The organism is Mesorhizobium sp. B2-3-10, from assembly GCF_006442275.1.
Lineage (GTDB): Bacteria > Pseudomonadota > Alphaproteobacteria > Rhizobiales > Rhizobiaceae > Mesorhizobium > Mesorhizobium australicum.
In genome coordinates this window covers 228,754-250,499 of record NZ_VFVT01000004.1, presented here as the reverse complement: position 1 = coordinate 250,499, position 21,746 = coordinate 228,754, and the positions used below count along the sequence as shown (strand labels likewise).

The 21,746-nt window shown below is 59.7% G+C and carries 11 protein-coding genes; 5 read left to right on the top strand and 6 right to left on the bottom strand.

The window, feature by feature from the left end:
- Nucleotides 1-2: 2 nt before the first annotated feature.
- Complete coding sequence (locus FJ943_RS13895; protein ID WP_140619028.1) at nucleotides 3-1,766, bottom strand: adenylate/guanylate cyclase domain-containing protein; 1,764 nt, start codon at nucleotides 1,764-1,766, stop codon at nucleotides 3-5.
- 239 nt (nucleotides 1,767-2,005) lie between these two features.
- Between FJ943_RS13895 and FJ943_RS13890 the strand changes: the two genes are divergently transcribed.
- Both FJ943_RS13890 and FJ943_RS13885 read left to right on the top strand, forming a co-directional pair.
- Nucleotides 2,006-5,305, top strand: a complete 3,300-nt coding sequence (locus tag FJ943_RS13890; protein WP_181174553.1) for an adenylate/guanylate cyclase domain-containing protein — start codon at nucleotides 2,006-2,008, stop codon at nucleotides 5,303-5,305.
- Between the two features lie 19 nt (nucleotides 5,306-5,324).
- Nucleotides 5,325-6,005: a redoxin domain-containing protein gene (locus FJ943_RS13885; protein ID WP_140619026.1), complete on the top strand. Its 681-nt coding sequence runs from the start codon at nucleotides 5,325-5,327 to the stop codon at nucleotides 6,003-6,005.
- 126 nt (nucleotides 6,006-6,131) lie between these two features.
- Here the strand turns inward: FJ943_RS13885 and FJ943_RS13880 are convergent, their stop codons facing one another.
- The 4 genes from FJ943_RS13880 to FJ943_RS13865 form a co-directional block, all read right to left on the bottom strand.
- A complete protein-coding gene (locus tag FJ943_RS13880; RefSeq protein ID WP_140722166.1) occupies nucleotides 6,132-7,202 on the bottom strand; it encodes an adenylate/guanylate cyclase domain-containing protein in 1,071 nt (356 codons plus the stop codon).
- Between the two features lie 3 nt (nucleotides 7,203-7,205).
- Nucleotides 7,206-7,700, bottom strand: coding sequence for a Rab family GTPase (locus tag FJ943_RS13875; protein ID WP_140661355.1), 495 nt, complete (start codon nucleotides 7,698-7,700; stop codon nucleotides 7,206-7,208).
- A gap of 11 nt (nucleotides 7,701-7,711) precedes the next feature.
- Nucleotides 7,712-10,615, bottom strand: a complete 2,904-nt coding sequence (locus tag FJ943_RS13870; RefSeq protein ID WP_224720323.1) for an OmpA family protein — start codon at nucleotides 10,613-10,615, stop codon at nucleotides 7,712-7,714.
- 168 nt (nucleotides 10,616-10,783) lie between these two features.
- Nucleotides 10,784-11,449: a hypothetical protein gene (locus FJ943_RS13865; protein WP_140616482.1), complete on the bottom strand. Its 666-nt coding sequence runs from the start codon at nucleotides 11,447-11,449 to the stop codon at nucleotides 10,784-10,786.
- Between the two features lie 700 nt (nucleotides 11,450-12,149).
- On the opposite strand from FJ943_RS13865, the gene FJ943_RS13860 reads away from it, so the two are divergent.
- From FJ943_RS13860 to FJ943_RS13850, 3 genes are all read left to right on the top strand, one after another.
- Nucleotides 12,150-15,062 carry a trifunctional glycosyltransferase/class I SAM-dependent methyltransferase/polysaccharide deacetylase gene (locus FJ943_RS13860; protein WP_140722160.1) on the top strand — a complete coding sequence of 971 codons (2,913 nt, stop codon included), beginning with the start codon at nucleotides 12,150-12,152 and terminating at the stop codon, nucleotides 15,060-15,062.
- 454 nt (nucleotides 15,063-15,516) lie between these two features.
- Complete coding sequence (locus FJ943_RS13855) at nucleotides 15,517-17,817, top strand: mechanosensitive ion channel family protein (RefSeq protein ID WP_224720324.1); 2,301 nt, start codon at nucleotides 15,517-15,519, stop codon at nucleotides 17,815-17,817.
- Between the two features lie 409 nt (nucleotides 17,818-18,226).
- The gene (locus tag FJ943_RS13850) at nucleotides 18,227-19,903 is read left to right on the top strand and encodes a sulfotransferase (RefSeq protein WP_140722157.1); all 1,677 of its coding nucleotides are present in this window, start codon (nucleotides 18,227-18,229) and stop codon (nucleotides 19,901-19,903) included.
- Between the two features lie 346 nt (nucleotides 19,904-20,249).
- On the opposite strand, the gene FJ943_RS13845 is transcribed toward FJ943_RS13850, so the two are convergent.
- Entirely contained in the window at nucleotides 20,250-21,401 is a 1,152-nt protein-coding gene (locus FJ943_RS13845) for a porin (protein ID WP_140616480.1), read from the bottom strand.
- Nucleotides 21,402-21,746 lie beyond the last annotated feature (345 nt).

Here is a 21,746-nt window from a genome sequence, read left to right as displayed (position 1 = left end):
TGTTATTGCTCAATACCGGCCTTGCGGAGCCCCTCCACCATGAGTTCGAAATCGGCAGGGTTCTTGTAGGGCAGGATTTTGCGACGGTATTCCAGCGAATAGTCGGGATTGACGCGAAGCACGTCCCGCCATGCCGCTTGGGCCTCGGCGAAACGGCCCAGCTGGCCGTAGCTGGCGGCCAGAAGCGCCCGCGATACGTCGGTGACAGCGTTGCGAGCCAGCCGTTGCAGCAAGAGGTCAGCGGCCTCTTCGTACCTTCCAAGTTGAAACAAGGCCAAAGCTTGAAAGTGGAGAAGCACATCCGGGAAATATGGATTCAAGAATTTCCCCCGGGCAAAACTCTCGAGGGCGTCTTCGGATCTGCCCGAATAGTACAACGCCTCGCCGAGGGCAACGTGCGCTTCGGCGAAGTTCGGATTGAGGACGAGCGCGCGCTCGGCCTCGTCGACGGCCCCATCGTGTCGCCGTGTGTACAGCTTGACAATAGCAAGCGCCCAGTGCGCCCAGGGATCGCTGCCATCCAGCATTACCGCTCGCGTTGCGGCCTCGTCCGCTTGCGCCATCGATTCGGGCGGCGACGCACCCCAGCGGTTCAGGTAATCGATGCCGTGGGTAAGGGCCAGGAATGCGTGGGCAGAGGCAAATTTCGGGTCCAGTTCGATGGCACGTTGCAAGAGGTCGCGAGCCGCGACGTTCGTCTCCCTCGTCAGCCGGTGCCACAGCTCCCTGCCCCGCAGGAAATAGTCATACGCCTCCGTATTGCGCGGGTACTCGGGCGCCAGCCGCTGCCGATCGCCCGCGGTCAGATTAAGCGACAGCGCGCCGACGATCTGTTGCGTCACGTCGTCCTGCACGGCGAATATGTCGGTCAGGTCGCGATCGAACCGCTCCGCCCAAAGATGGCCGCCCGAAGTTGCGTCGATGAGCTGCGCGGTGATGCGCACCCGGTTCCCTGACTTGCGTACGCTACCCTCAAGAACATACCGCACGCCGAGTTTCGTGCCCACCTCCTGCACATGGACGTTCTGGCCCTTGAAGGTGAACGACGAATTGCGTGCGATGACGAAGAGCTGCGACAGTTTGGACAGGGCAGTGATGATATCCTCGGAGATGCCGTCGGCGAAGTAGTCCTGTTCGGCGTCACCGCTCATGTTGGCGAACGGCAGCACGGCGATCGACAGCTTCGGCGGCACTGCCGTAGCCGGCCGGCTAGTTGCGCTTTCCGGGATCGCGGTCCCAGCGCTGCCAACTTGTAGCGAATAGACCCGGATCGGCTCGGCGATGTTCTTGAGCTGTGTGCTGCCGAGATCGCTGACGGAGAGGTCGAGCCTGGCCTTGACCTGGCGATAGGCATCCTCGGACAGGCAGATGGCGCCGGCCGCCGCGAGTCCCTCCAAACGCGACGCGATGTTGACGCCGTCGCCCATCAGGTCGCCGTCGCTTTCTTCGACCACATCTCCCAGATGGATGCCGATCCTGAACTCAATACGGCGGTCTTGCGGCACGCCGGCATTGCGCTCAACCATACCATTCTGAACCTCTATGGCGCAGCGCACGGCATCCACCACACTGCGGAACTCAACCAGGGCCCCATCGCCAGTGCGCTTGATCACCCGGCCGTGGTGCACTGCGATGATCGGATCGATCAGGTCGCTGCGCAGTGCCCGCAACCTCGCCAATGTACGATCTTCGTCCGCGCTCGCGAGCCGGCTATATCCGACCACATCCGCAGCTAGAATTGCGGCTAGCTTACGATTCTCGCTCAAGGGTCCGTCTCCTTATCTTCACGATAGCAGGAAGACCGAACCAAGAGGGAACTTTTGCAACCGACAGCCACGCAGAACCGAATTGGCTGCGCGCGCTGTCACAGGCCCACCCGATCGCCCGATGCCCATTTGCGCTGCCACTTGCCCATCCACCGCTATGGGTTCATGCTTGTGAATACACCGGCCGGGAAATGCGTAGGGAGAACACGCCGTCGCGGCCCCTAGTGAGGTCTGGCTCGATGGACTGCGCAGGCTGCGGTTTCGAGGTTGAGGGCGGTTACGCTTTCTGTCCGAGGTGTGGCAAGCGCCAGCCCGTGCCATGCGCCAGTTGCGGTTATCCCTGCGCATCTGATTTCGGGTTCTGTCCGAAATGTGGGGCAAGCGTCGGTGCGCCGGCAAAAGCCGTCGAACGGCTTGCTCCGACACCAAGCCGAACCATTGTGCCGCCCTCTCGAACTCCGTCGCTGCTTGCGAACATTGACAACGACGAAGGGCTGCAGCCCATCTCTGACGCCGATCGCCGGACGGTAACCGTCCTCTTTGCCGACCTTTGCGGCTTCACGACACTCAGCGAGCAGCTCGACCCTGAGGTCATGCAAACGCTACAGAACGAGCTGTTCAAGGAATTGACGGCGGCGGTGCAAAATTTTGGTGGGTTCGTCGACAAATTCATCGGCGATGCACTGCTCGCTTTGTTCGGTGCGCCGGTCGCGCATGAGGACGATCCGGAACGCGCGCTTCGCGCCGCTCTCGACATGATCGCCCGGACGGCGCGGCTCGGCGAAAGCACCCCCCACTCCGGCTCGCCTCTATTACTTCATATCGGCATAAACACTGGCCCCGTCGTTACTGGACGATTAGGCATCGGCACCGCCAAATCCTATTCCGTGACCGGCGACACGGTGAATACAGCACAACGCCTGCAATCGCTGGCTGCACCGGGAGAAGTGCTGGTAGGCGAACTCACTCACAGGCTGACCCGGCATGCCTTCTCTTACGAGTCGATGGGTGATGTCGTGCTTCGCGGCAAGGCTGGCAGTGTGCTCGTTCATCGATTGGATGCACCGCTTGCGGAGCCGCGTGCAGCGCGTGGGCTCGAGGCGCTCGGCCTCAGCGCGCCGATGATAGGTCGCGGTGCGGAGCTCAACAGAACGCTGGCGAGCCTTGACCAGGCGTGCGGCGGCACGGCCCAACTTGTCCGCCTCGTCGGAGAAGCCGGTATCGGGAAATCGCGGCTGGTGAAGGAGTTCGTCGCCCGTGTCGGCGACGAGGACCGTTTTCGCAACGTCGCCGTGCGACAGACCACGTGCTCACCACTGGGCGAACAATCATTTGGCGCCCTGGGGGCAGTGGTGCGCAGTGCTGCCGGGATGATGCAAAACAACGATGGGAACGATATGCGGGGGAAGCTCTCAGGCTTGCTTGCCGATCTCGGCCTGCAGGGCGAGGAGGCGAAGCGGCTGATGCCTTTGCTCTACCATGTGGTTGGGCTTGGCGACCCGGATGCCACCTTGCAGCATGTCGAACCCGAGCAGCTACGGCGGCAAATCTTCTACGCGGTCCGCACCATCATCGAACGGCGGCTTGCGTTGTCGCCGCTGTTGATTGTCGTCGAAGATCTGCACTGGGCCGACGCCGTTTCGCTCGAGGCACTACGTTTCGTGATGGACAGGTTGGAACGCACGCGGTTAATGGTGCTGGTCACGCATCGCTCGGCACCGGAGAGCGGCCAGCTCGACTCAGGTCGGGTCAGTCAAACGGCGCTCAGGCTTTCGCCGCTCAACGGCGATGAAGGGCGCAGCCTGCTGGTGGCGCTTTTCGGCGAGAGCTGGGTAAGCTCCGCAGCAGGGCTCGTCGATCAGATCCTCGACCGAGCGGGTGGCAACCCTCTTTTTGTAGAGGAGATTGTTCGCGGCCTTGTTGATCGCGGTGTACTGGTGCGCGAGGGGCAACGATGGCGGACCGTAGCAGGCGAAGTCGCAACCGACATTCCCGCCACTATCCAGGCAATGTTGCTTGCTCGCGTCGACCGGCTGCCACAAGAGGTGCGCCGGTTGGCCCAGGAAGCCGCGGTAATCGGCGCGCGCTTCGATGCCACCCTTCTGAAGACCGTGACAGCCGACCCCGCCCGGCTAGAAGCAGGCTGCGAACTGCTTTGCGATGCGGAAATCATCGAGGAAGTTGCCGGATCAGGCTCCATCTCGTCGCAAAGCTACCGCTTTACGCAAAGCTTGTTGCAGGACGTGATCTACCAGAATCTGCTCCGGCAACGCCGGACCGAAATCCACGGGCGGATAGGTGCTGCCTTGGAGCAACTGTGCGGCGATAATCCGGAACGGCTCGAGGACTTGACCGTGCTCGGTCACCAGTTCGCACAAAGCGCCGAGCGGGAGAAGGGCGCGCATTACCTGCAGGCGGCCGGCGATCGCGCCCGCATGATTTACGCCAACGACGACGCCCTTCGTTTCTACGAGCGAGCACTGACTGCGTTGGAGGCGACCGGGCAAACACCGCTCAAACTGAAAATTGCCGAGCGCATTGCCGATTTGAGCGGCTCGGCGGGCCGCCGCGAGATCGCGCACCACCACTACGAGGCGGCCTTGCAGGCATACCGTGAGTCGGCTGATCGCGTAGCCTCTGCGCGCGTTTTGCGTAAAATCGGTCGGCTGCTCTGGGACGTCGGCAAGCGGGACAAAGCAGAATTCCGCTACGCTGAAGCGGCAGCGCTCCTCGAAGGAGCGGATGCTCCGGTCGAGCAGGCGCATCTCTGGCAAGAACGTGGCCGACAGGCGTTCCGTAGCGGAGATCACGCTCTCGCGGCAAAATGGGCAGACGCGGCGTTGGATTGCGTACGCACTCGCACCACGGAGCATGTCTCCGAGGTGGGGCGTGATGCCACTCTTGTGACCGCCGAGGCACTCAATACCAAGGCTGTCGCACTGGCTCGCCTTGGACGAAACCGTGAAGCCGTGCGTCAGGTCGAGCATAGCATTGAATTGGCCGAAGCCGCCGGTCTGCTGGGCGCGGCCTGTCGCGGCTACACCAATCTAGGCGTGCTTTACACGACCATCGATCCCGCACATGCGATGGAGGTCTGTCGGCGCGGTCTTGAAGTCGCGCGCCATATTGGGGATTTGGGCTTCCAGGCGCGCCTTCTCGCCAATCTGGCGGTCGCTTGTTGTACTTTCACGGATCGCTGTCCAACAGAGGGCGTGCCTGCTGCCGAGAAAGCTATCGAGATCGACCGCGCACTCGACCAGCGAGAGCACCTGCCGGTGCCGTTGCTTGTGCTTGGGCAAATCCACCAGTGCAACGGCCGTCCGGAACTGGCCCTTGGCTTGTTCCACGAGGCACTGGAGGTAGCGCGCGAAACGGGCGAACCCCAACTGCTGTTTCCGTGCTATGATGGTCTGGCAACGCTTAATCTCGACCTCGACAATCTTGCCGAGGCAGAACGCTACTTTTCCTTGGCGCAGGGTATATGCGCCCAGCACGGGCTCGACCCGGAAGCGCTTGTGGTGCTGCCCTTTCTCGATTAGCCGGGGTTGGAGGTTGGAAATGTCCGCGCGTAGTGACTTGGTACCGCTTCAACTGGGCGACCGTGCGCCGAACTTGGTCCTCGACGCCATTACCCAGGATGGCAAGATCGCGCTTGACGACTTTCGCGGACAAAAACCGGTGCTGGTTGGTCTGTTTCGAGGTCTGCATTGTGCGTTTTGCCGGCGCCATATCGCCGCTCAGGCGCGGCTTGATCCGGAGCTGCGCGAAAAGGGCGTGGAGAGCCTGACCGTGGTCAACACACCGATCGAACGGGCTCGTCTTTATTTCCGCTACCACCCGATGCCGACTCTGCTTGCGGCCTCGGATCCTGAACGCGCTTCGCATCGTGCTTTTGGGCTGCCCAATCTCGAATTCACCCAAAACGAGACGAACTGGCCGTACAAGGTTTCGATCGCAGCCGCAAAGGATATGCTGGTCGACATGCCAAGCGAGTTGCCCGGTCCAATGGATCCTTTTGCGGCCACCGAAATCCTCAACAAGAGCGATAATTATGAAGTGACCGAAGCCGACGAGCAGATGATGGCGACGGGACACGGACAACTGATAGGCCAGTTCCTACTGGACCGGCAAGGGATTGTCCGCTGGAGCTTCACGGAGGTGCCAGAAGGTGGGCGATACATGTTTGGGGCGCCCAACCCGCAAGAGCTGATGTCAGCCGTGTCCCAAGTCGCCCAATAAGTTTTTCGGAAGACTGCATTGCAGCCATCTGCAATGCGGACAAGAAGGCCACTATCGGTCAAAACTTCGCGTTACAGCTTGGGGCTTGAGATGAATGGGCCTAGGATCGGCACTGCTGCGCGGCAATCAGGCCGGGAGCCGCCACATTCGCACACGACCGGTACCACGCAATTCCGTTTCCTCGAGTGGGTCGCAAGCAAAATTTGGTCCAAGCATTTGGCGAGTTGCATCCGAAATGCGGATTTCATCGGGCTCCGCGGAGGTTTGAATACGCGAGGCGAGATTAACCGTCTCGCCCCACAGGTCATAGGCGAACCGCCTCTTGCCTATGACGCCGGCGACGATGGGCCCTGAGTGAATTCCAATTCTGAGTCTCAGCGGTTCTCCTGCGAAGCGTTCGCGCTTGACCGCCTTACGCAGCTCAAGTGCATAGCGCGCGAGTGCCTTCGCATGATCGGCACGCGCGGTGGGCAGGCCAGCGACCACCATCACACAATCGCCGATTGTCTTGATCTTTTCGCAGCCGTATCGTTCCGAGAGCCGATCCGCCGCCTTGAAGAAGTAATTCAAAATTGCGAGTGTCGTTACGGCTCCGACGCTCCGCGCTCGTTCTGTGAAACCGACTATGTCGGCAAAAAGCACACTCACTTCTGCATGGTTGTCAGCAATTTTTTTGTGCGCCTTTAGCCGCTCCGCGATGGACGCAGGAAGAATGTTGAGGAGCAGGGTTTCGGCGCGATGGTATTCACGCGCCAACCCCTCCTGGCTCTTCCTCAACGCCTCGTTCGTCGATTGTAATTCCTTGTTGAGTTGACGCTCCCTCTCTTGCAGGAGGGTCATTTCATAAGCCTTTTGTTGAAGCCGCTGCCTATTGTCGCGTTCGGCAGTCGCGTCAAGAAAGAGCAGCCACACGCAGGCATTGTCAGCAAAAAAATGAAGGTCAGCGACACGCCCGCTGGGCAGTTCGACCATGGCAATGTGAAACGGAAGCTCCGGGCAAGGCAGCAAACCTTCCATGAATTCAAGCTGCTCGGCAACAGGCTCGCCAATGCGAAGCGAGGAGAGCCCGTAATGCTCAACATTACCGCCCTTCGCAGCCACGCAAAGCTGAGGGTCGATTTTCAGATACGCGACGGAGTTCCCATTGTAGAAGAAGTTGAAAATCCAACTGCTAACTTCTTTGGGCAATCCGTGCATGGTCTACTTGGTTACCATCAAGGCAAGTTGACGAAACGCATCATCGACATTCTCACCCGAGAGTGCACTCGTGAGATAGATTTGCCATCCACGCTGCCTGAGTTCGTTGATATCACCATCCGATATTGCCCACCGATCGGCCAGGTCGGATTTGTTGATCAGCACTACGAACGGCATTGCGCCGAATTCGGCCTCGGCCCGTTCCCGCAGCGTGAGCGCCACGGCAAGTGTCGCAGCGCGGGTTCCATCGACGACTAGCACAAGCCCGGTTGCACCTCGAACATAGCTGACGCGGAATGAGCCGATGTCGTCTTCGCCGGCCAAGTCCCACAAAATCAGATCGACGGTTTTATCCGGGAGTGCGACATTCTTCTTGTCGATTTTCACTCCCACCGTGGTCAGGTAGGTTTCTGAAAAAATGCTTTGCACAAACCTGCGAACCAGGCTCGTCTTTCCGACGGCGAACCCGCCCAGCATGCAGATCTTTCTTTGCACCATCTTGGGCTCCCCTAGTCCAGGTTTACCGTAATCGAAACCCGGCGATTGGTGGAGCTCCCGGCTTGACTGTTTTCAGGCACCAGCGGCTCAAAAGTGCCCGCGCCTCGAACCAGCAGCAGTTCCGGAGCGACGCCGCGTTTGTTGAGAAGCGCACGAACGGTCTCGGCGCGGGCTGCACTGATCGACGCGTTGGCCGTCTCACGGCCAGTGGCGTCCGAATGCCCGGTCAGCATGAAGCGCGCAGCTACGCCTGACTTGCGGGCATTTTGGGCGAATTCCTTTATCTGATCCGCCAGCCTGTCGAGAACCGGCAGCTGCTCTGGTCCCGGCACAACTTTGCCGGAAGAGAAGAAAATATCGGTCGTCTGGATGGCCTCTCTCAAATAATTAAGTTCTGCAAGGTTCAGCTCGCGCAGCTGTGAGACATCCAGAACCACTCCGTCGGCCGAAAGCTGTTCAGCGGCGGCCTGCGCCCGGTTGATCCACGCGGCAGGCGCCTCCCCCACGACTAGGATGCGACCTTGGATGATCGAAAGCTGAACCGATTTCGGCGGGGACAGCGACGCCGTCAGCCGCTTCACCACGAACTTTGGATCAAGGCTTTGAAAGAATTGCCACTGTGAATGAACGCGGGCAGGATCAACCTGCGTTCCGGACAGCAGAGCTTGCGGGTCGGCGGCAAGCGGGTCTCTCAGGCCGGAAATGTAGAATTGGCCGCCTCTAACCGTCTGCTGGGCGACGATGATCCCCGGTTGGGCCTCAAGTCGCGACACATAATACTGCCAGTGCTCGGCCTCGCGTGCTTCGGGGCTCACATCACGAACCCTGGAGATGTCGAATTCCGGTCCGCCTACCGAAAGCTGTCGGGCCGCGGCGCGCGCCCGATCTATCCAAGTGTCGGGAGCCTCACCCTCGGCAACAATGCGATTGTCGACGATCGAAAGCCGAACCGATTTCAGCGGATAAAGCGACGCCGTCAGCCGCTTCAACACGAACTCCGGTTCAAGGCTCTGATAGGATTGCCATTGCGAATGGACCTTGCCGGGATCGACCTGCGTTCCCGACAGCAGGGCTTGCGGGTCGGCGGCAAGCGGGTCCCGCAGGCCGGCAATATAGAATTGGCCATCGCGTATATCTTGTTCGGCAACGATGATGCCCGGCTGGGTCTCCAAGCGCGACACATAGGCCTGCCAGTGCTCGGCCGCGCGTGCTTCGGGGCTTACATCGCGGACCCTTGAGATATCGAATACCGGTCCGCCTGCCGAAAGCTGTCGGGCGGCGGCGCGCGCCCGATCTATCCAGGTGTCGGGAGCCTCACCCTGGGCAACGATGCGCCCATCGACGATGGCAAGCCGTACTGACGCCGGCGGAGCCAGCGACGCCGTCAGCCGCTTCAGCACGAACTCCGGTCCAAGGCTCTGATAGGATTGCCACTGCGAATGGACCCGGACAGGATCGAGCTGCGTTCCCGACAGCAGGGCTTGCGGGTCGACGGCAAGCGGGTCCCGCAGGCCGGCAATATAGAATTCGCCATCGCGTATTTTTTGTTCGGCAACGATGATGCCCGGCTGGGTCTCCAGTCGCGACACATAGGCCTGCCAGTGCTCTGCCGCGCGTGCTTCGGGGCTTACATCGCGGACCCTTGAGATATCGAATACCGGGCCGCCTGCCGAAAGCTGTCGGGCCGCTGCGCGCGCCCGATCTATCCAGGTGTCGGGAGCCTCACCCTCGGCAACGATGCGCCCATCGACGATGGCAAGCCGTACTGACTCCGGCGGGGCCAGCGATGCCGTCAGCCGCTTCAACACGAACTCCGGTTCGAGGCTCTGGTAAAATTGCCACTGTGAATGGACCCTGCCGGGATCGACCTGCGTTCCAGACAGCAGGGCTTGCGGGTCGACGGCAAGCGGGTCTCGCAGGCCGGCAATATAGAATTGGCCATCGCGTATCTTTTGTTCGGCAACGATGATGCCCGGCTGGGTCCCCAGTCGTGACACATAAGCCTGCCAGCGCTGCCCGGATTGCCATGAAAGAAAGAACCAACCGCCTGCCAGAACCAACAGCAGCAGGCCCAGGCCCACCACCAGCCACGGAAATCCCTGGTTTGATTCCTCCTGCTTCAGCTCGACGCAAGTCTGCAGCTGCGCCTCTATGCCGGCCAACTGCGATCCGTCGCCGTCAAACTCCATTAAAGCCTGCGAGTAGTCCTCATGGACACGGAGCAACACGTCGCGAACTATGTCATGCAATCCTTCTGGGGGGTTTCCTCGGATCACCGACACCAGGGTCGCGAACGGTCCTACTTCTGACCAGAGACGAAGGTCGCCAAAACGAATAGTGTCCAGGCCGCTCTGCTCCTTCTCGTTGAATGAGTCCTTCACAAAGTCTTGGATTGCACTCAGCATAGAAGAGATCAGTTGAGGATCTTCGCTCGTCGCATTGTCGGCAGCTACATGCGCTATCAATAGCCCAGAAGTTCGGTTAATGAGAAAGACATGTTCAACACGATAAAGAAGAGAGTGCTTAAGAACAACTTCCGAGAAGCTGGCTCCGGTTCGCCACGCCTCAATTCTCCATTTGAGCCCGTGCCAGGTAAATATATGTCGTAGAGTTTCATTAAGCGACTGAAATGTCTGGTCGATTTTTTCCCCGATTGACTTGCGAATTGCCGGAAGAAACACGGGGTATAATATATCGGTCAGCGTGCGCGGGCTCTTCTGGATCGACCGTTGCACAGCCCTTTCGACAGCCGGCGCAAGGGCCTCGCCGAGTTGCGCATGAGGGGCTCGGGCGGCCGCACTGGGAAGCACGTCGCCCACTGCTGCGGCAAGCTGCTCCGGTTCGTCGAGCAGATGCGTAACTCGTGAAAGCTCTGAAATTTCGCGGCTGACCAGCAACTGGCGCAGCGTTTCCATGCGAGGATCGGCGGATGGAACTCCGTCGAGTCGCGCACGGTAGTCCGGATCAACGTTCCGGGCAATTTCGATCAAAAGACGGGCCAGAGCCTCGCGATCAATCTCTGTATCGTTCGAGGCTGTTCTATGCGGAAGGCTGATTGGGTCGACGGTCGACGTCAAATCCGATCAACTCACTTTCCAGCTACGGTCCGAGTTGCTCTTGCTGCCGACGGGATCCTGATTCAGACATTTTGCAACCTCGACAAACAGGCCGGCCAAAAGATTTCGGTCGGTCTTGACGTTGCCGAGATCGGAAAACATTTTTTCCATCAGCATCTGAATGGCTTCATTCTTTTGCTTGATTTCCTCACGCAGCAAATGGTCGTTTCGATTTATCCGGTCGGCAATTTCGCGCTCAAGCTCATTCAATTGATCCGACAATGCGCGCACCTGCTTTTCAAGCGCCTGATTTTGTTCGCGAAGATTTCGGTCAATCTCCTTGTCGGCGTCGGCTCGCGCGTCTTTTTCGTTCCGCAACTGCGCCGCAAGCGAGTCGATCTGCTTTTTCGCATTTGACTCGTACATTTCAAGATTGCGCTTGGCCTCCGATTCGACATCCTTGAACCGCTGCAAGACCCGTTCTTCAAGCTTGGAAAAGCGGCGGTCATAGTCCTGCATCTGGTTGCCGAACAGCAGATCACGTATCTTGTCGACACCTACAGCGTCGCCGGGGGTCCCGCTCTCGCGAGCCTGGCCCGCCATGAAGGCGAGCCCGTTGGCGTCTGCATTACTTGTCAGATTTCCGTCCGCTTTATTTGCCGGAGAAGCGGTACTCGAAGATTCCTTGGCCATCCCTATACCCTTCATTTAAACAGCTACAGCGTGCTAATTTAGCAACTAGTAAAGATGTCAGCAAAATACCCGGCTCGCAAGCCGGAATCTTCTCCGCCTAAGCGGGTCACGCGTAAATTTGACATGCGGCTCGAGCTCCACAATCTGTCCAGCGAACAGACCCTTTTGCGTCATCATGCGCGTAGATTGGCGGCGCCATGGATCCATGATCAACAACTGCGGCGCGCTCGCAGTTCGGCCGCGGTTCCGATTAGTTCGATCAGGATCAGCTTGCCCTCGCGTCTTCGCACGCGATCATCTTTTGTTGCCGGGCGGCGCAGCAACTAAGGCACGGGCATGAGCGCTTGCCATTCAAGCCTGTCTTCAGGTCTTTTTTTGCTACCTAATCAGCCCCGATCTTGACAGGGCAGTGCGGCCATCCGATGCCGTTATCCGGTTTTGACATTCGGTGACTCTCCGAAGAATACGAAAGCTCGATGATCCAGAATAATGCTACCGCAAGGCGGTGTGGTATCGATGTTCAATGTCGAGCAAAACATTCGGCACAATGCATGCCGGCATCCGCCGGCAGACCTACCGGATATTGATATAGTTATGGTCGACGATGGGCTCGAATGGACCGGGGTTGATCGCGACGGCTTGCGCCGACAAAGATCAACGCATTTGTTCTATCTGAACGAACAAGGCGCGGGTGAGACACGTGGCGCATAATCCATTGGTTTCGATCGTTGTTCCTGCGCACAACGCGGAGGTAACGCTGACGCGGGCACTCGATTGCCTTGTCGATCAGGAAACCGCGGATTGGGAGGCGATCATCGTCGACGACGCCTCCACGGACCGCACCCCCGCGATCATCGCCGCTTATGTGGAACAGGATGCCCGATTTCGCACCTTGAGTTCTTGCGCCAATTGCCCCGCCGGCGCACGTAACAACGGGATTTCGACGGCGCGCGGCCACTGGCTGATGTTCCTGGATGCCGATGACTGGCTGGATGCCAGCTTTCTTACAAAAATGCTGGCTGCGCTGAAAACCGCTCCCGATGCAGTCGCCGCCTATTGCGGTTCGCGGCGCGTGATGCCCGATGGAGCGCTCACCCCGGCGAGCATCGCGCCCGAGGTCGCAGGCCAGCCCTTCGAAACGTTCGCCCGCCGATGTGCCATCGCCACTCACGCGCTGCTGGTCGACCGGGAAACAATAGTCGAATTGGGCGGTTTTGACGTGTCGCTGCGCAGCTGCGAGGATTGGGATCTATGGCAGCGCGTCGCACGTCAGGGCACAAATTGGGTGATGGTCGACGAGCCGCTCGCCTTTTGTCGAGCCAGCCCCAACGCGCTCACCCGCAATTCGAGGCAGACGCTGGCAGACGCGGAAATCATTATCGCCCGCGGCTTTGCCACCGACCCCAGGGTCAAGCACCCAGCGCCGGCGCATGCCAATGGCGCGATCTCGGCGGGCGGCCGCACCGCTTCCGAAGCACTGGCGTGGTTCGCCCTGTGGAACGCTGCGTCGGATTGCGGCAGCGGCGGCGGCTCGATCAACCCGCAATCCCTGCGCGCGCTGCCGGCAAGGCGTAAGTGGGCGCGCGAGATCGCCAAGGTGACCTTCGACGGCCTGATGGTAGGAAGCCTATCGGTGCCAGCCCATATGGCTGCCCGGTGGGACAGGTTTGGCGGCGCCATCACACAGTTGATCATCGAACTCGGCAAGGTCTGGGGCGACCCGGTTGCGGGTCGTCGCGTCCAGTATCATCTCGAGCAAATGCTGCTCGACGCCGACGATCTTGCCGCTCCTCGCAGGCTGGCGCGCACTTTCGGAATTCGCGTCGACGCTCGAAATCCAACGTCGACCGAGCTTTCGGAAGAAATCGATCAAATCTATGCCTACCTGATGATGGATGGGCAGATCGGGGCTATCGTACAGTTCGGCGTACTCGGGAAAGTGACAAGGCGCCATTGGATTGAACTGATCCTGAATTTCCTACCACAAAAGGACGACGGCGCCGACACATCAAGCACGCTGGCAGCCGAGGCACTGTCGACGACAACGGAACGCCGGCCTGATCCGGACAGCCACTTCGGTAAACTCGCGCAATTGATGTCGGAAGCGCGGGAACTGGTTCGGTCAAGCGCTGACGCTACGCAGCCGCTTCCAGCGCCGCGCCGTGCACCCGCCTCGAGTGGCCACGACAAGGATCGTAAGTCGTTCTGGAACCGGTATTTCGCGACCGAGGATCCCTGGAGCTACAGCTCGGCCTACGAGCAGGAAAAATATGAGCGGCAGCTCGAAATTCTGCCGGCCGGTCCCATAGGACGGGCGCTTGAGCTGGCCTGTGCGGAAGGCCATTTCACGCGACAACTGGCACCCCGAGTGGGCCATTTGACCGCCACAGACATTTCCGCCGTAGCCATCGAACGGGCGCGCGCGCGCTGCTCGGACCAGCCGAATGTCGAATTCAGTGTACTGGATTTTTTTGCGGACACGCTGCCCAATGAGATGGAACTGATCGTCTGTTCGGAAGTGCTCTACTACCTAGAAGATCTCGCCGGGTTGCGGCGCATCGCCAAAAAATTCGTTGAGGCACTGGCGCCTGGCGGCAGTTTCATCAATGCACACGCATTCGTGCTACGCGACAATATTGAAAGGACGGGCTTCGACTGGAACACTTTCGGCGCACAAACGATCTCGCAAACCTTCGCAGAGACCGAAGGTCTCGTCCTTGCGCAATCGATCCAGACCGAACTCTATCGAATAGATCGCTTCTGCCGCCTGTCGCCGGATTACGTGGCGACGGAGCCGGTGATTGATCATGTGCCGGTCCGCGCACCCATCGGCATCGGGGTCGCGCGAAACATTGTCTGGGGCGGGGCACGGGTCTTGCGCCGCGCCGTCGCTCGTAGCGAGCGGCGGCAACGTATCCCTGTCCTCATGTATCACAGCGTCGCCGATGAAGGTCCGGCCGCGCTCGCCCGTTTCCGACTCACGCCCGCCGCATTCGCGAGCCAGATGGCATGGCTGCGCGCCAATGGCTTTCACGCGATCATGTCCGAGCAACTGGAATTGTCCATCGCCAACCGTCAGCCTTTCACTGGCCGCCCGGTGCTCATCACCTTCGATGACGGATTCCAGAACTTTGCCGACCATGCCTGGCCGATCTTGCGTGCGCACGACCTGACCGCGGAAGTGTTCCTGGTGACGGACCTGGTGGGGGAAAGTGCAAAGTGGGACGCCGTCAGCGGTCCGCCGACGCGGCTTATGGACGCCGGAACGGTGCGACGTCTCGCCGCCGAGGGTGCGTTCTTCGGAAGCCATCTGGCGACGCACCGCGCCATCGATGGTCTGTCGAGCTCTGATTTGGCCGCCGAGCTCCTGCGCTCTCGTATGTTCGTCGAACGGTGGACCGGCCGGCCAACCACGGCCTTCGCGGCACCCTTCTCTGTCACCGACCAACGGCTCGGCAGGCTGGCCAAGGAGTGCGGCTACCGGATCGGCTTCGGCGGCAGACACGGACCGGCGGACCTTAATAGCGACCCCATCGACCTTCCGCGCATCGAGATTCGCGGGGATCGCTCGCTCGACGACTTTGTTGCTACCATCGAGGCCGTGCTCGTTTGAACGGTAGACAATGTCAGCATCTCCCAAGCGCTCTATTCCGCACCAGGCGTGAGCGACCCCTTGCCGGGCCACGCATTGTCGCTTTCGATGCGCCTCTTCGAGGTGTAAAGGGCGATGCAACTGTCTATCGCGTTATGCGGGGATAGACGCACACGGTGATGCTTTTGGCTGCCCTGATGTGTATAGCCTGTGTGAGGGTCCCAGATTTCCATCACATAGCCTCGGCCGGCGATGCGCAACGCGGCATACGCGCGTTTTGCTCTATCGGAAGCCGCCGTAACGCCCAGCGTCTTTGAATTGCGGATCACATGACTGATTTGCGTGACCACACCCTACGCAATTGTCTAGCTTGAACGGTGGACTCTTGTACCACAACATCGGCTCCTTCAACCTAGGAGCAATGGCGGGCATAGATGTCGTTGCTTGCCGATCTGACCGGAAGGTTAACAGCACGATGCGTCTCATCATTCGACGATTGGGAACCAGGAACCTGGCGCGCCCGACACAACCTCTCCGACACCTTGGCGCGATGTTCGTCCTGGTTGCCAGGCAGCTCATCTTTGGAACCGCCCTCTTGTTGGCTGGTCCAGCGCAGGCGCAGGCGCCGGCGACCGTCCCGCCTGAAAGGGTCAAACAGCTATTCGAACTGCTCGACGATGCGTCAGTGAAGGCCTGGATGGCCGAACAGCGAAATCAGGACGCCGCGTCAACGAGAGCGCCTGCCGGGGCAGGCGCTTCTCCGGCCGACGCATCGTCCGGCGCCGCGGCCGCATCAGGCCAGATGAATACGATGGCATCCTCGACGCTCGATATGATCAGGGATCATATCGGAAGAATCGTGCGAACTTTGCCCCTGCTGCCGGGTCAGTTCGCGCGCGTTCGGGCAGAGACCATGGAGGATATGTCCAGCAAGGGATCTGCCGGGGTACTCTTGCTGATTGCGATGTTCATCGCTGCCGGCCTGGCGCTTACTTGGGCAACGTACAAGTTGAGCCGTCCATTTCGTCTCTGGATTATCGCGCAACCGAAGGATACGCCCGTTGGGCGGGCCAAGAAGATTGGTGGCCGCACGCTTTATTCCAGCATGCTGATCGTCTCGTTCGCACTGGGCAGCGCCGGCGCGTTCATGCTGTTCGACTGGCCAATGCTTATCCGCGAGATTGTACTGACATTCTTGATGGCGGCAGTCGTTACATGGGGGGTGCGCATGTACGTCATGGCCATGCTCGTCCCTTCCTTCATGAACGTCGACAACGCCGTCGAGGTTCGTGCTTTGCCAATCACCAACGAAGCGGCTGACCATTGGTCCTATTGGCTGCCCCGGATCGTTGGCGTCTTCGACTTCGTCGCCGCCGCGTTCATCCTCTTGCCAGGTCTCGGCATCGATCAGGACGGAATGATGGTCCTGTCGCTTGGCGCCGATTTCGTGCTGCTGTTGCTCGTGCTGCTGGCCATTTGGCGTCGGCCAAGAACGCAGCGAGACGGTGCGCGCCACAGCGTTCACACGGAAGCGACATGGCTGTTGACAGCTTATTTCCTCGTCCTGTTTCTGCAGCGCATCGCGGGCCTTTATGTATACTTCTGGTTTACCTTCGCCGCACTCTTCCTGCCTTGGGCAATCGTGACGACGCAGCGCGGGGTTAACTTCGTCCTGCGACCAGGTTCGGTAGATCTTGGCCGGCCTACGATCCCGGCGGTGGCGATCGCTGTCATCGATCGCGGAATCCGAATGATTTTCATCCTGGCGGCGGCTTACTTTCTAGCGCGTGTCTGGGGCCTGGACATGCAATCCATGCGCGGCAGCGATACGACGACGACCTTCATATTGCGCGGCCTGATCAATGTCGTGGTCATTGCCCTCGCAGCCGATTTCGGCTGGTCGATCATCAAAGCCTTGATCGAACGAAAGCTGGGCATCGAAACGGCACACCCTGTGATCGGCGACGAAGAGGTCCCGATGCTAGATCCGCAGCAGGCGCGGCTGCACACGCTGTTGCCGATCCTCCAGAACATCCTGCTCGCATCGATCATCGTGATGGCAGCGCTTATGATGCTCGCCTCGCTGGGTATCCAGATTGGCCCACTGATCGCTGGCGCCGGCGTTGTCGGCGTCGCGGTGGGCTTTGGCGCACAAACTATCGTCAAGGACATCATTTCGGGCGTTTTTTTTCTGCTCGACGACGCGTTTCGTGTCGGCGAATATATTTCCTCGGGCAATTACAAGGGTACCGTGGAAAGCTTTTCCCTGCGCTCGGTGAAGCTGCGCCACCATCGGGGTCCGCTGTTCACCATACCTTTCGGTGAACTCGGGGCCGTCCAGAACCAGAGCCGTGACTGGGTTATCGACAAATTCAACATCACCGTCGGCTATGACACCGATATCGAATTCGCTCGCAAGCTGATCAAGCGGATCGGCCTCGAATTGGCGGAAGATCCTGAGTTCAAGCACTGGGTGCTCGACCCGATCAAGATGCAGGGCGTACAGGAGTTTGGCGAATACGGCATTGTATTGAGGGTCAAGGCCACAACCAGGCCGGGAGGCGCCTTTGGTATGAAACGCAAATTCTACGTACGCCTCCGCCAGGTCTTCAAGGAGCAGGGCATCGAACTCCCATTTCCGACCGTCCACGTCCAAGGGCTGCAGAATCCGCATGAGGCAGAGAACGGATCTTTGGCGATTACACCCGCGGTGAAAATGGCCGTCGCGCAATCGCACACCATTCGTCGCAGAAAAAAAGCCAGCACGACGGAATAGGAAAGAGCGCCGTCACCGGAGCGACGTCGGGGATCGCCACTAGGCGGCAGGGTTCGTGCGCGCCTCGGGCAACCGGCAATCCTGTCTCCACAGCGCCGCCGGCGCCGACGCCATGGCGTCCACGAGTTCGGTCGAAGGAGCGCCGTGACCTGGCCGAGACATCGCGGCGAGGTTTGCAGGTGGTTGCTTATATCGCATCCCATGAATGGTTTGAGACGCGCCAAACTTGTGATCACCGGATTGTCTTGGCAGTGCGGAGGGAGCTAGGTTACTACCTCATAGCGCGGAACGGAAATCCGATAAGGGTCGATCCGGAAGAATGGGCAAATCGATGGGGCGACACCAGCGCTCTGCGCAAAACGGCTGTTGAGGCTGGATTCTCCAAGCCCCTTTTGCTAGCGAACCAAGGATGAGCAACCGATTGCCGCCCGCATGGGCAAAGCACCTCCGCACCCCACCCTCGCCGAAGGCGGCATCACCGAAGGCTGCGTCATCCAAAGCGCAGTTCAAGGCAGGCCCCCACCGCAGCCACGCCGACGACTTGCTTTTACGGCAGGCGCTCGAGTTGCAGCAGGCCGAACGTCTATCCGAGGCTGAGGAACTGTGCCACAGGGTCCTTGCTCGCACGCCCAACCATCCGCTGGCCCTATATATCCTGGGAACGCTCGGGCTCGATTTCGATAACGAAAAGTCACTGCGGTATTTCGCTCGGGCGGTGGCAGAGGATCCGCAGAATCCCTACTACCATCTTAGCCTCGGCGAGACCTATTTGAAGGTCAGCGAATTTACGCCGGCGATCAAGCACTTTCGGTACGCCCTGGACTTGAAGCCGGATCTGGTGGAAGCGCTTTGCGCCTTGGGCGATGCCTACAATGCGTTTGACAAGGGGGAGATGGCGCTGCCGCTCTTTGAGAAGGCGCTCAGGATCGACCGAGATCATCCCGTAGCCCGGTTGGGGTTGCCCCGCGCGCTCGCAAGCCTCGGCCGTATGGCCGAAGCCGCGGTTCATCTGAAAGAGGCAATAGAACGGCGCATCGCGGTACCGGCTGCCCACAACGCGCTTGTACGCACGCGCAAATTCGCTGAAGAGCCGCCAGAACTCGGGGCAATCCTGACGGAGCTTCAAGACCCGGGCCATGGGCCGGAGGGAGCGGCAGCGCTCCATCACGCCGCAGGAAAGGTTCTCAACGACCTCCGTCGCTATAAGGAGGCGATGGATCACTTTAAGAAGGGGAATGAAGCCGGGGGCCATACATTCGATCTGCAGTCTTACCGCCGCTGGGTCGACGGCATGATCGCAACCTTCGCGCCGGAACTGGTGGCTTCAAGAGCCGCGTACGGCAATCCCTCGGAGGCGCCTGTATTCGTCGTGGGCATGCCTCGTTCGGGCACGACATTGACAGAGCAGATCTGTGCCACTCACCCCGATGTTCATGGCGCCGGCGAGCTCAGCAAACTTAGGCGAACAGCCAATGGACTCGGTGTCGCAGACCGCTCCAGCGTGAACTTCGGCCAATCCATCGCGATGATTACTCCCGATCTGACCAGGACTTTGGCCGAAGAGCACCTTGCTTATCTGCGCGAGCGGGCTCCCGACTCGCTGCGAATCGTTGACAAGATGCCTCACAATTTCGAGCTGATTGGCCTGGTTGGCCTTCTTTTCCCCAAAGCGCGTATCATTCATTGTCGTCGCGACGCTATCGACAATTGCATCTCCTGTTTCGTCCTGCAGTTCAATAAAGCCCACAGCTACAGTGCCGATCTTGAGACGCTGGGGCTTTACTACCGGGAGTATGATCGCTTGATGCGGCATTGGGACAAGGTTTTCCCGGGTCGTATTTTCGAAAATCGCTACGAGACGTTGATCGAAAATCAGGAGGAGCAGTCGCGCCGGCTCATGGATTATCTCGGATTGCCGTGGGACGATGCCTGCCTGCGCTTTTTTGACAAAGGCGGCTCCGTAAACACCTACAGCAATTGGCAGGTCCGCCAGCCGATCTATACGTCGTCCGTCAAGCGTTGGAAGAATTACGAAAGCGAGATTCAGCCGTTGATTGAAGCCTTGGGCGATCTTGCTGAGATTTGACCGGTAGTGCCTGATGCTGCGCGCAGTTTGCTTGCATCCAATCCCGCCGGCGTACGCTTTCCGCCGATAGACCAGTCTAACAGGGTCTCCTCAGGCTGACCGCCGCGTTCCTTCACCTGTCCCGCCGGCGTATCCTGGCCACAGAGCCTCCCGCCGTTTCGCGCGTCGCTCGCCAAGCAGTTTGGCTTCCTCCTTTCCTTTTCGCTGCTAGGGTTGTTCTTCCACGTCTGCAAGCGTGGCAGCAGGCGGGCGGCCATGCCATCGGCTGTCCGAAGTTCCATACAGACGGCATGAAAAAACCCGGCGGTTGCCCGCCGGGTTTTCGATTTCAATAAGGCAGCGCCTGTTAGAAGGAGCGCTGGAAGCGGAGCATGCCGCCGATTGCGTCGTCATCGCCAGGAGTAATACCCGTCCAGTTCGACACGGAGTCGTCGCCGAGATGCGAGTAGTCGACTTCGGCCGTGATCGTGAAGCCGGGAACGATGTCATAGGCAACGTTCGCGGCGATGCCAATGTTCTTGCCTTCGTCATACGACGCCTGGAGGTTGAACGAGGTCTTTTCGTTGAACTTGTAGGTGCCGCCGCCCCAGACTGCCCAATTGCCGCTCCACGGCTTGTAGAAGCCGCGACCGCCAGCCGGGAACGCCCAGGTGCCGTCGGTGAGGTTATCATCGGAGCCGTAGCCGCCCATGATGAACAGCGAAATCTGGTCGGTGGCGTTCACGTCCAAGCGAACCTTGCCGGAGACTTCTTCATAGTTGCTGTCGTAAGCGATGACGCCAGTAACCGCGCCCCAGCCCTGCGTCCACTTCACGCCACCGACGACATGCGGAACATAGCTGTCGATCGTGTCGGTGCCCGAGCCTTCTTCGAGAGAGACCACAGCCGAGAAGCCGTTGCCAGCGTCGAAGTAGTACTGCACGACGTTTGTGTCGAAGCCGCCATACGGAACCAGCGTATCCTGGATCACGTTGCCGGCGTAGCCGATGAACGTGTCGAAGGCTGATTCATCCTTACCGACGCGGAGACCACCGAGCTGGATCCAGGCAAAGTTCAGCGAGACGGTATCGCCGTTGCCAGCAGTATTGAGCGTTCCGAACCTGCCCGAGTCACGGTTGTTGTTCTGGAAGTTGAAGCGGGTCTCGGTATAGGTCTTCAAGGTGCCGAGTTCGGTTTCCTGACCGGTCCAGGTCTTCAGCGCGAAACGGGCATGCTTGTAGAAGGTGTCGTTGCTGTCGCCGGGGGTCTCGTGATCGGCGCTTGTCGCACCGTCGAACGAACCCACGTCGCCGACGCCGATGTCGTAACGGATATAGCCGCCGATGCGCAGGCAGGTTTCGGTGCCGGGGATGTAGAAGTAACCAGCGCCGTAGACGTCGCAAATCTTGACGTATTCAGCGGGCTCCGGCTCGGCGACGACGACGGCGTCGGCGGCGCGCGCACCGGAAACTGCGATCAGGGCCGCAGCGGAGCCGAGAAGAAGGCTCTTGATGTTCATTTTCTGACCTCCAGTCAAAAGTTAAAAAACGGGTCTGGGTATTCTTTGCTGAAGGACAGCGTTCCCTGCCCCATCCCCACTACCGAAAAAGATGCGCACCGCGCCGCTCCTTCGAAATTGACATTACCCATGAGCCGGCGGCGTTCAACCACGATCGTACCGGCGCATGGACAGTTCGGCCGCTATCCCCGACCTGTGTTGCAGAAACGTCACGATTTGGCCTCACTTGGAAAGCTCTCGTTAACCATTGGTCCCCTCACGACCGCCTGTCTCGGCCGAATCCGGCGATCGGCCGACCGGATCATGCAAGGCCTGGGGCTCATCTGCCCAGGAATTGCCGCGGAA